Annotated in this window: 14 protein-coding genes; 8 read left to right on the top strand and 6 right to left on the bottom strand. The window is 70.5% G+C overall.

The genetic code is table 11. The features are described from left to right. The coding region (locus tag AC13HU_RS21480; RefSeq protein WP_483043544.1) for a hypothetical protein at positions 1 to 201 on the top strand (201 nt) is incomplete at its 5' end. A gap of 5 nt (positions 202 to 206) precedes the next feature. Here the strand turns inward: AC13HU_RS21480 and AC13HU_RS21475 are convergent. Continuing rightward, positions 207 to 677 carry a hypothetical protein gene (locus AC13HU_RS21475; RefSeq protein WP_483043543.1) on the bottom strand — a complete coding sequence of 157 codons (471 nt, stop codon included), beginning with the start codon at positions 675 to 677 and terminating at the stop codon, positions 207 to 209. 108 nt (positions 678 to 785) lie between these two features. Here AC13HU_RS21475 and AC13HU_RS21470 point away from each other — a divergent pair, with 108 nt between their 5' ends. The 3 genes from AC13HU_RS21470 to AC13HU_RS21460 are packed head-to-tail and all read left to right on the top strand — an operon-like array spanning position 786 to position 2,204. Beyond that, the gene (locus tag AC13HU_RS21470) at positions 786 to 965 is read left to right on the top strand and encodes a CopG family transcriptional regulator (protein WP_483043542.1); all 180 of its coding nucleotides are present in this window, start codon (positions 786 to 788) and stop codon (positions 963 to 965) included. A gap of 1 nt (position 966) precedes the next feature. Then, positions 967 to 1,311: a VOC family protein gene (locus tag AC13HU_RS21465; protein ID WP_483043541.1), complete on the top strand. Its 345-nt coding sequence runs from the start codon at positions 967 to 969 to the stop codon at positions 1,309 to 1,311. A gap of 35 nt (positions 1,312 to 1,346) precedes the next feature. Beyond that, entirely contained in the window at positions 1,347 to 2,204 is an 858-nt protein-coding gene (locus AC13HU_RS21460) for a class I SAM-dependent methyltransferase (protein WP_483043540.1), read from the top strand. Positions 2,205 to 2,333: 129 nt separating this feature from the next. Here AC13HU_RS21460 and AC13HU_RS21455 read toward each other — a convergent pair whose 3' ends face one another. After that, complete coding sequence (locus AC13HU_RS21455) at positions 2,334 to 3,014, bottom strand: response regulator transcription factor (RefSeq protein ID WP_483043539.1); 681 nt, start codon at positions 3,012 to 3,014, stop codon at positions 2,334 to 2,336. Then, the gene (locus AC13HU_RS21450; protein WP_483043538.1) at positions 3,011 to 4,201 is read right to left on the bottom strand and encodes a sensor histidine kinase; all 1,191 of its coding nucleotides are present in this window, start codon (positions 4,199 to 4,201) and stop codon (positions 3,011 to 3,013) included. Before AC13HU_RS21450 ends, AC13HU_RS21455 begins: the two co-directional genes overlap by 4 nt. 200 nt (positions 4,202 to 4,401) lie before the next feature. Here AC13HU_RS21450 and AC13HU_RS21445 point away from each other — a divergent pair, with 200 nt between their 5' ends. The 3 genes from AC13HU_RS21445 (at position 4,402) to AC13HU_RS21435 (ending at position 7,066) form a co-directional block, all read left to right on the top strand. After that, a complete protein-coding gene (locus tag AC13HU_RS21445) occupies positions 4,402 to 5,343 on the top strand; it encodes a CPBP family intramembrane glutamic endopeptidase (RefSeq protein ID WP_483043537.1) in 942 nt (313 codons plus the stop codon). Positions 5,344 to 5,680: 337 nt separating this feature from the next. Beyond that, positions 5,681 to 6,469: a DUF899 family protein gene (locus tag AC13HU_RS21440; protein WP_483043536.1), complete on the top strand. Its 789-nt coding sequence runs from the start codon at positions 5,681 to 5,683 to the stop codon at positions 6,467 to 6,469. 213 nt (positions 6,470 to 6,682) lie between these two features. After that, entirely contained in the window at positions 6,683 to 7,066 is a 384-nt protein-coding gene (locus tag AC13HU_RS21435; RefSeq protein WP_483043535.1) for a hypothetical protein, read from the top strand. Between the two features lie 175 nt (positions 7,067 to 7,241). Here the strand turns inward: AC13HU_RS21435 and AC13HU_RS21430 are convergent, their stop codons facing one another. From AC13HU_RS21430 to AC13HU_RS21420, 3 genes are all read right to left on the bottom strand, one after another. Further along, positions 7,242 to 8,186, bottom strand: coding sequence for an HAAS signaling domain-containing protein (locus AC13HU_RS21430; RefSeq protein WP_483043534.1), 945 nt, complete (start codon positions 8,184 to 8,186; stop codon positions 7,242 to 7,244). Continuing rightward, positions 8,183 to 8,521 (bottom strand): PadR family transcriptional regulator, encoded by a 339-nt coding sequence (locus AC13HU_RS21425; protein ID WP_483043533.1) that lies wholly within the window; start codon positions 8,519 to 8,521, stop codon positions 8,183 to 8,185. The genes AC13HU_RS21430 and AC13HU_RS21425 overlap by 4 nt, the downstream gene beginning before the upstream one ends. A 111-nt stretch (positions 8,522 to 8,632) precedes the next feature. Next, the gene (locus AC13HU_RS21420; RefSeq protein ID WP_483043532.1) at positions 8,633 to 10,081 is read right to left on the bottom strand and encodes an MFS transporter; all 1,449 of its coding nucleotides are present in this window, start codon (positions 10,079 to 10,081) and stop codon (positions 8,633 to 8,635) included. Positions 10,082 to 10,258: 177 nt separating this feature from the next. On the opposite strand from AC13HU_RS21420, the gene AC13HU_RS21415 reads away from it, so the two are divergent. Further along, positions 10,259 to 10,525 carry a heavy-metal-associated domain-containing protein gene (locus AC13HU_RS21415; RefSeq protein WP_483043531.1) on the top strand — a complete coding sequence of 89 codons (267 nt, stop codon included), beginning with the start codon at positions 10,259 to 10,261 and terminating at the stop codon, positions 10,523 to 10,525. Positions 10,526 to 10,590 lie beyond the last annotated feature (65 nt).

Raw genomic sequence — 10,590 nt, 5'->3', positions numbered from 1 at the left:
CGATCGCAGCCGTCGTCGACGACCGCCTCACCGTCTACACCCGCGTCCGCACCTCCGCGCGGCGGGCATGACGTCATGGAATCCCTGACGCTCACCGCCTGGCGGCCCGCGCGCTTTCTGGTCGTCGCCCAACTCGACCTCACCCCACAGCAGTTGAGCGGGTGTTCTGCCTTGTCGCGACGACGGGGGCCCGAGTACTGAGGGACTCAGCTCGCGCCCGGGCCGAAGTCGTTCTTGTGGGCGTCGTAGTGGGCGCGGTTCGCCTCGATGACGCGGTCCACCGCTTTGGACACCTCGCTGCGGTCCCGGGTGCGGCCGGCTCCGCCGACGGCCGGCGAGGACCGTTTGCGGTAGGAGTCGCGGGCGTGGCGCCACTTGCGGGTCGGCCACCACAGGCCGCTGCGGTCGGCGGCCGCGTCGACGTACACGTGCCTGCCGTACCACTGCTCGGCGGACATGCACATGGCCCAGTCCTCCGCGGCCAACTGCCTGAGTATCTCTCCGAGGACGTACAGCGATGTCCGGGGGAAGCCCGGCTCGGCCGGCAGGTCCCGGGCCGTGTCGATCGCCGCCGCGATGGCCGCGGGTGAAGCGGGCAGTTCCAGCGACTCCATGACGGATATGACGTCGTCTCTCGTGGGGCGGTACCGCGACCGCCACCACTTCGGCTTCCTCATGGCCACCCCTTACCCCGATCCGGCCCGGACCCGACGGGTTCGTGGCGGTCGTCTGCACCCGTGGAGCGATGCCGGGTGCGATGTGGCTAGCTTGCTAGGATCGCTCCTGTGAGTGACGAAGAGGTCAAGCAGTTCAACGTGTACCTGCCGCTCGGGCTCATCAAGCAGGTCAAATATCACGCCATCGAGTCGGGTTCGTCCCTCTCGGCGTTGGTCGCGGACGCCCTGCGCGCCTACCTCGACGACACCCATGAGCAGCGACGGCAATCGTCCGAGAAGGAGAGCTGATATGACGACCGAAGGCATCGAGGCCGTGTTCCTGACGACCCACAACTGGGGCAAGGCGGCGAAGTTCTTCCAGGCACTCGGCTACGAGCTGGAGTTCTCGACCGACCACAACTCCGGTCGGCTCCGCAACGGCGACGGTCCCTACGTGTTCATCGCCGAGGTCCCCGAGGACCGGGAGCCCCAGGCCCAGATGGTGTTGAAGGTGCCGGACGCGGACACGTTCCGTCCCGACCCCGCCGTCGAGGTGGTCACGCCGTTCGAGGACACCCACTTCGGCACCAGGGAGATGACCGTCCGCGACCCCGACGGCCGACTGTGGAGCCTCCAGGCTCCGGCCGGGAACTGACCGCGACGAAACCGACCGCGACGAAAGGGAGCGCCATGGCCGACGAACGGACCGGGGCACCGGACAGCAGCGCGGTGCGCACCGCCCTCTGGCGGGCGCTGCACGTGCAGGTCGATCCGCCGCCCCACGTGATCGAGGACGAGATCGGCCTGCGGCTGGCGGCCCCCGACGACGACTGGCGGCGCCGCCCGGACATGGACCCGAACGGCACCCGCGGGTTCCGGGCGGCCATCGTGGCCCGCGCCCGATTCATCGAGGACCTGGTCGCCGAGCAGGCCGGGCGCGGCGTCACCCAGTACGTCGTCCTGGGGGCCGGACTCGACACTTTTGCCCAGCGCAGGCCCGAAATCGCCGCCCACCTGCGGGTCTTCGAGATCGACCAACCAGGCACGCAGGCATGGAAGCGCCGCCGCCTGATCGAGCTGGGCTACGGGGTCCCCGACTGGCTGCGACTGGTGCCGGTCGACTTCGAGGCGGACGGGGACTGGTGGCAGCAACTGTGCGACGCCGGGTTCGATCCCGGCCGGCCGGCGGTCGTCGCCTGCACCGGCGTCAGCATGTACCTCACGAAGGACGCCACCGCGGCCACCCTGCGTCGGCTCGCCGGGCTCGCCCCCGGCTCGACGTTCGCGCTGACCTTCATGCTGCCGACCGAACTCCTCGACGACGCCGATCGCCCCGCACTTGAGGCGACCAAGCCGCAGGCACGAGCAGCCGGAACGCCGTTCATCAGCTTCTACACCCCGCGCGAGATGCTGGCACTGGCCGCTGGTATCGGCTTCAAGGACGTGCGACACGTGCCGGGTTCGGCGCTCGCGAGACGCTACTTCGCCGATCGGACCGACGGCCTTCGCCCGTCGAGCGGCGAGGATCTGCTGGTCGCCACCACCTGACGCGCTTCGGCGACCACATGCTCGCGGAAGCGGGGAGTACCCGCGGATGCGGGACGGGCTCTGGTCGGGCTCTGGTCGGGAGACGGGCTGTCGGGGCTCGGCCGTCGTGGTGGGCTGATCCGGGTCCGATCATGCCCCCGGGTCGGCCACCCCCGTTTCGAAGGCCAACACGACCGCCTGGGTGCGGTTGTTGACGCCCAGCTTGGCCAGCACGTTGCCCACATGGGTCTTCACGGTCTCCAAGCTCACCACCAGCCGGGCGGCGATCTCCTGGTTGGACAGCCCCCGCGCCATGAGCCGCAGCGTCTCGGTCTCGCGGCCGGTGAGCGCGGCGAGCACGGAGGCGTCCCGTCGTACGGGCCGGCCGGCGGCCATCCGGCGGACCGCGTCCGGGAACAGCACGGAGTCACCGGCCATCACCAACCGGATGGCGTGCGCGATCTGTTGTGCCGGGGCCCGCTTGCGGATGAAGCCGCTGGCGCCCGCCCGCAGGGCGTCCCATACGTACTCGTCGTTCTCGAAGGTGGTGATCACCACGACCTTCGGCGGGTCGGGCAGTGTCCGCAGCCGCCGGGTGGCATCGATCCCGTCCACCTTCGGCATGCGCACATCCATCAGCACCACATCCGGTCGCAGCCGGGTCACCGCGGCAACCACCTCGGCGCCGTCGGCGGCCTCGCCCACCACGTCCAGGTCGGGCTTGGCCGACAGCAGCGTCCGTAGGCCGGTGCGGGTCAGCTCGTCGTCGTCCACGACGAGCACGGTCACGGGCGGGTGAGCGTCCAGGCCCGGCGCGTCGGTGCCGTTCATGACGCCGACCCTAGCGGTATCCGGACCAGGAGCCGCCAGAGCGCTCCCCCCGCGTCCCCGTCCCCGTCGTCGCTGCCGCTGGTGTCCACGACCCCGGCGTGCGTCTCCCCCCGAAGCAGCCGCACCCGATCCCCGATACCCCGCACACCATGGCCCCCGGGCCGCTGTCGGGCAGGTGTCCCCGCACCGACCGGATTGGTCAGCTCCACCTCCAGCCATCCGTCGCGCACCGTCGTCCGCAGCCGGATCCCGGCCTTCCCACCGTGCCGCAGGGCATTGGTCAGCCCCTCCTGGACGACCCGGTACGCCTCCCGCGATACCGTGGCCGGCACCCGGGCCAGGTCGCCTTGGACCTCCACGGCCAGCTCCGTGCCCGTTCCGCGGACTCCCGCCACCAGCGGGCCCAGGTCCGCGAGGGTCGGCCGGGGCACTGTGGACGGCCGCTCCTCCCGCAGCATCCCGAGAACATGGTCGAGATCGTCCATGGCGGCCCGAGAGGTCTCCTCGATGCTGTTCAGGGCGCGCCTGGCCCCGGCCGGGTCGGTGCCCATCAGCTCCACCGCCACGGCTGCCTGGATCGTGGACGCCGTCAGGGTGTGGCCGATCGAGTCGTGCAACTCCTGAGCCAGCCGGTTCCGTTGGGCCAGCAGATTCATCCGCTCCTCGACGGCGGCCAGCCGCTCGCCAGACCGGTGGCCGAGGAACACCGGCGCGAGCGGCCGAAGCACGGCCGCGCCGCCGAGCGCGACCCCGACCGCCAGCGCCACACATCCCACCGCCGGCAGCAACGCCCACGCTCCCCGCCAGCCTTCCCCGATCCGCAGGGACAGCCCGAACACGGCCATGCGCTCCTCACCGCCCAGCCAGACCGAAGGAAACGCGACCGCGCCAAACGCGGCCAAGCACGAGACCGCCGTCACCGCCCCACCGAGCAGCATGTGCAGCACCAACCACAGCGACGTGCGCAGCCGGTTGACCCGGTGCCACCCCGTCGTGTCCACCGGCGCGGGCAGACCGGCCCCCAGCAGCCCGTTGGCCAGCCGCACGCTCGCGCGCCTGGCCGTCAGAGAAGCGCCCATGGTCACGGTCACCACGGCGAACGCGAGCACGAAGCCCAGCACGCGGAGCCCCACCGGCCACCTCGGCGGTGCGAACACCATCGCCGCCGTCAGCGGCGGAAGGCTCATGGCCGCGCCCAGGGCCGCGTACATCCAGTCCCGGAACACAGTCCCGCGCGAAGGCGGGCGAATTGATTTACGCACGGTCGGACCGTACCTGTGCGCCACGCCCGGTCGCCTCCCCCGAAAGAGCCAGAACGCGTCCCGACAGCGGGGGAACCGTAATTCGCTCCTGATGGTGATACGCATCCTGCTGCCGAATGCGAGGGTTGGGAACCGTAAACCCCAATGCGTTGCACCACAATTGCAGAAGTCGAAAGGCGAACACGTTCGTGCCCTCCAACCATTCGCAACCCGTCACCCGCAAAGGCGTGACGGCCTTCCTCGTCATCTCATTCGCCGGAACCTGGCTGTGGCTGCTGTTCGCCCGAGCGGTACTCGGCCTGTCCCCGTTGAACCCCCTACTGCAACTTCCCGGCTTCTGTATGCCCGGCATCGCCGCAGTGGTCGTCCGCCGCTGGATCACGAAGGAGGGGTTCGCCGACGCCGGACTGAAACTCCGCCTCAAGGTTGCCTGGCGCTACTACGCCATAGCCCTGCTGGGGCCGCCGCTCATCGCGGCGGCCACCCTCGCTCTCGCCGCGGCGACGGGCCTGTGGGACCCGGACCTGTCCGGCCCGGGAGGGATGCCCGGAACGAAGGAACTGGCGTCCGTCCTCGGCCTCATGGCTGTGGCACTGGTCCTTACCCCCGTCTACGCGGGCGAGGAATTCGGCTGGACCAGCTATCTCAGGCCGCGCCTTTTCGGCGGCCGTACGGCGCCGTCCGTCATTGCCACGGGCCTCATCTGGGCGGTATGGCACTTTCCACTGGCCTTCATCGGCTACATCGAATTCACGAACGTGGTGATCGGCCTGGTGGTGTGGACGCTGTCGATCCAGCTCCAGGAAATCATGCTCATGTGGCTGTACCAGCGCAGTGGCAGCGTCTGGGTCGCGAGCCTGGCCCACGCAGGGAACAACATGGTCCTCTTCCTGATCCTCGGTGACGTGCTCGACGAGGGGCAGGGCATGGGCGCGGTCACCCCCATGCTGCTGTCCCTTGTCCCCATGGCCGCCGTCTGCCTGTGGATCGTCGGCGGCCGAAGGCTGACAAGCGAGCGCCGGTTCCCGGACCTGATGCTCGCACGGCATGGCGGTGCAACGGACTGAGGCCAACCGCGGACGCGCACCCACCGGTGGTCGCTACCGTCGAGCTCGCCGAGCCGCGGGACCTTGCGGTCACGGCGCCGGAACGCCGGGGGAGTTGGAAGCCGACAGGTGTGTTCGAGGCGACCGTTGCCGCCGGGTCGGCCGCATCGATGGCGGCAGCCGCGCTGATCGTCATCGGCGAATATCCGTTGTTTCTGCGGCGGATGCTACGGAGACTCCGATGAGTTTCGCCCGCGTCGGGAGTCTCCTGTGGTGACCGCCGAAGCGGCGCCGTACGACGGGCCGTCGAAGCACGTCGTACGACGCCGCCCGGCACGAGCTATCCACGGAGGACCTCATGACGACCCCGCCGAACGACCCGACCACCCCGCCGACTGACTCGGCCCGCCCGCCCGTCGTGGACCTGGCCACCTGGCAGGCCGCCCGGGACGAGCTGCTGCTCCGCGAGAAGGCCCACACCCACGAGGGCGACGCGATCGCCGCGGCCCGCCGCCGGTTGCCGATGGTGGAGTTCGACGGGACCGTCGATGTGGTCGGGCCCGACGGCCCGGTCCCGTTCCTGGACCTGTTCCAGGGGCGCGACGAGCTCGTGGTCTACAAGCACATGTGGCACGACGGCGCGCCGCACCAGGGCCAGTGCGAGGGTTGCACCGCCGCCGCCTGGCACTTGAAGGACGCCGTCTACATCAACGCCCGCGGGGTCTCGTTCGCCATCGTGACCACGGGTCCCTGGGACGAGGTGGCTCCCTTCGTCGAGTTCATGGGCTACACCCAGCCCTGGTACTCGGTGCGCGACGTGGAGGGGCCGGCCGGCGGCGCGATGGGCTACCTCACCAGCTATCTGCGCGACGGCGACCGCGTGTTCCTCACCTACTCCACGACGGGCCGCGGCAACGAGCGGGTCATCGGTTCCTTCGCCCTGCTCGACATCACGCCCTACGGCCGCGGCGAGGCGTGGGAGGACAACCCCGACGGCTGGCCCGAGGGCCGCGACGCGTGCTGGTACTGGCGCTCGGACGTCGACGGCAACTCCACCTGGGGCCCGACCGGCCGCCCGGTCCCGCAGTGGACCCGTCCCGGCGCGACCCCCGAGGAGACCCTCGGCCGCCAGGACCACTGCCACTGATGCGGCTTCCCCGACAAGGGAGTTGACCCCGGCCCTGGCTCCGGCGGCCCCCGTCCCCGATGCCACCCGTCTCGCCCGCCGCCCCGGTGCGCAGCCGCACTCTCAGCCGGGGACCAGAGGCGCGTCAGGCGGATCACCTGCCGTCTAGACCCCCTAGACTCATCCATCTAGGGGGACTAGAGTCCATCTCTCGTCCCGAGGAAGGTGCCGAGTATGGATTTGCCCGAGATCGTGGCTCATCGCGCCGACGGTGGGTGGATGCTCGAAATGGATGGACTCGCCGCCGCCTACGTTCGCCGCCTCAGTGAGGCAGCCGGGTGCGGACGTGCGCTCATGAAAGCCGCGGACGTACCCGGGGTTGAGCACGGCGTCCAACTCAAGGTCGACCTCGGCGACGAACTCAACCGACGCGTCAAGGCTTCAACCCAGGCAACCGTTGACGCTCACAAGGCCCAACTTCAAGCGGCGGCGGAGCTTCGACGAACAGCGTCAGCCCTCAAGAGCCAGGACATGACCGGCCGGGACATCGCCCACATCCTCGGCGTCTCGCCCCAACGGGTATCCCAACTACTCGCCCAGCCCGCGACCGGAGGTTAGAACACAAGTCAGGCCCCGCCGGAAGGCAGTTCGCGGCGGCGGGTGCGCTCGTGATGTGAGGGCGCCCGGGGGCGGGCACTCGGAGTTGGGGGCCTGGGCCCGCCCCGGACTCGCCCTGCGCCACGGCGACCCCGGCGATCCCGTCCGCGCCGAGTGCCGCCGGGCGAACGGGGGTTCAGTCCCGTATTCCGCGGAGCCGCGTCACCACCTCGTGCGCACCCACCGCCAGGACTACGACCATCGCCGCGTTGTAGAAGGTGTCCGGGGCCTGCCAGCCGCCGTTGACGTCGGACAGGAAGGCCGGGTTGAAGAACTCGTGCCGATGCAGGACCGACGCCAGCGACAGTGTCAAGACCGTCTCGGCGGCGACGCTCCAGATCACCAGTGAGCGCGTCCGCATCCGTACCGCCTGGATCGCGTCGAGCGTCACGAGGCCGACGAGGCCGGCCAGGATCGGCCAGATCCAGCCCGACCACAGGCCCGGGCTGAGCACGTCGAGGTGGGTGCCGTTGCCGGTCCGGTACGGGTGCGCGGTGTGCTGCCAGACGATCAAGGCGATCAGCAGTGAGTGCCACGCGATCCCGATGCAGGCCCCCGCGCCGCGCTCCTTCGCCGGGCGGCGGTCGGGCAGGTCGTCGGGCGTCCAGGCTCCGCCGACCCGCTTGCCGGACCGCTCGATCAGGGCGAACACCACGGTGGGCCAGGCGATCAGCTGGGCGCCGACGGACAGCGCCGCCCCGACGGCCCCGCCGATCACCTTGCCGACCCCCTGGCCGTCCGTGATGTCGAGCACCGCGCTCATGGCGACGACCACCGGCAGCACGGTGGACAGCAGGACCGTGAGGAGGCGTACGTACGTCGGGTAGATCCTCGGCCCGATCAGGGTGAGCGGCCGGTCCGCGTACCGGGCGGCGAGCCGGATCGGGTCGCCCATCTCAGTGAGCACCTCGCGCTCGACGGTCTCGGGTTCGGCCGGGCCGCGGGCCTCGACGGTGTCGGCGATCGTGGCGCGCAACTCGTCGGCCACGTCGCCGCGTTGGTCGGTCGGGATGCGCCGGACGACCTCCCCCACGTAACGGTCGGTCAGCGTGCCGGTGTCGGACGCATGCAACTTGGTCAACGGTCCCCCTTGGTCAGTCGTGCTATCGAGGCGCCGAGTTCCTGCCATTCGCGCAGCAGCCCGGTGCGGACCCGGGCGCCCTCGGGGCTGGCCCGGTAGAACTTGCGCGGCCTGGACTGGTCGGTGTTCCACTCGCTGATGAGCAACCCCTGTTTTTCCAGGCGGCGCAGCAGCGGGTAGAGGGTGTTGCCGTCGACGGCGATCCCGGCGCCGCCGAGCGTTTCCAGGAGTGCGTAGCCGTACTGCGGCTCCTCCAGGATCGCCAGGCAGGCCAGGACGACCGTGCCGCGGCGCAGCTCCTGGGCCTGGCCGAGGATCAGTTCATCGGTGCCCACGCGTCACACGATACTGTGTGCCGCACACTAATGTCACCCCACGGGCCCCCGGCTGCTCGTACTCGTAGCAGCGGACGGGGGCCCGAGTGTTGACGGCGCGGGTCCGGCGGGTCAGCGTGCGCCGGCTCCTTCCGGGTGCTGGACCTCTTCCGTGTCGGGTGCGGCGGCGCGGGTGCGCAGGGTGAGCAGCGAGGCGAGGGCGCCTGCGGCGGCGAGGGCGGCGGCTCCGAGGAACGCGGCGGAGAAGCCGTGGGAGAGGGCGGTGGGGTCGCCGAGCTGGTTGGCTCCGTGGGCGGCGGCGACGGCGGTCATCGCGGCGAGGCCGAGTGCGGAGCCGACCTGGTAACTGGTGTTGACGATGCCGGAGGCGAGGCCGCCCTCCTCGGGGCGGGCGCTGGACAGGGCGGTGCCGAGGGAGGGGATGAAGGCCAGGGACATGCCGACCGCCGCGAGCAGCGATGCGGGCAGGACGTCGACGGCGAAGGTTCCACCGGGGCGCGCGAAGGACAGCCAGAGCATGCCGGCGGCCAGCGCGAGGAGACCGGTGACGATGAGGGGCTTGGGGCCGAACCGGGCGATGAGGCGCGGCGCGAGGACGACCATCATGATCATGGTGGCGACGGTCATGGGCAAGAGGGCTGATCCGGAGGCGAACGCGCCGAGCCCGAGGACCTGTTGCAGGTAGAGGTTGAGGAAGAACCACATCGGGATCCACGCGGCGGCCATCAGCAGTTGGGCGATGTTGGCGCCGGCCAGGTTGGGGGCTCGCCAGATGGCCGGGCGCATCAGCGGTTCACGGCGCTTGGACTGGATGGCGAGGAACGCGGCGATCAGTGCCGCGCCCGCGAGGAGGAGCAGCCAGGTCCGCGCCGAGCCCCAACCGGCTTCGGGGGCGCGGACGATGGCGTAGACGGTGGTGGCAAGTCCCGCGGTGACGGTGAGCGCGCCGGCCAGGTCGACGGAGCCGCGCCGGGCGGGGGCACTGGGCATGACCGCGGGGGTCAGGGCGAGGACGAGCAGGGCGATGGGAATGTTGACGTAGAACACCCAGGGCCAGGAGGCGTATTGGGTGATGACGCCGCCGAGGAAGACACCGGCGGTGCCGCCGGCGGGGGCGGCGGCACCGTACAGCGCGAACGCCTTGGTCAGCTCTTTCGGGTTGGCGCCGAAGAGCGTCATCAGCAGGGTGAGGGCGGACGGCGCGATGAGCGCGGCGCCGGCTCCTTGCAGGGCGCGGCCGGTCAGTTCGACCCAGACCTGGCCGGCGAGTCCGGCGGTCAGCGAACCGGCGACCAGGACTATCCAGCCGGCGGTGAACAGCCGCTTGGCGCCGAACAGGTCGGCCAGGCGCCCGCCGAGCAGGAGCAGGCCGCCGAAGGCGACGACGTAGGCGTTGAAGACCCACGACAGGTTCTCCTGCGAGAAGCCCAGGTCAACCTGCATCTTGGGCAGGGCCACGCCGATGATCGACGTGTCCATGATGACCATGAATTGCGCGAGGGCGATCAGGGCGAGCGCGGTCCAGCGGCGCGGATGCGCAGCGGGGACGGGTGTGGACATCAGGTACTCCTATACCGGAGGGGGGTATCCTTGAGGTCGTTATATACCCCCTAGGGGTATCGAGTCCAGGCGGGTCGAGCGCGGGGGCTCGGTGTCTGGACGATACCCCTAGGGGGTATACTGACCGTGGCTGCCGGCCCACGAGCCGGCGGCCACCGACAACAAGGAGGCTTTCCCATGACCGCAACCAAGTCCGAGCCCGCAGCCGTCTACACCGTCGCCGGCATGACCTGCGCGCACTGCGTGGCATCCGTCACCGCGGAAGTCGGCAAGGTGCCCGGCATCGACACCGTCGACGTCGACCTCGCCGCCGGCCAGGTGACGGTGACCGGCGACGCGGCCCTCGACGGCGCCGCGATCACCGCGGCCGTTCAGGAGGCCGGCTACGAGGTCACCGCCGCGCCGGAGCAGCCGTCGGGTAGTTGCTGCGGCAGCTGCCACTGACACCGAGGGCCCCGGCGACCGGCCGGCCCGCCAGCCCACGCGTACGTCATGATCCGCAGCCCGAC

This window comes from Streptomyces sp. NH27, from assembly GCF_056859195.1.
The sequence above is the reverse complement of the archived record's forward strand: the minus strand, read 5'-3'. Positions and strand labels throughout refer to the sequence as shown.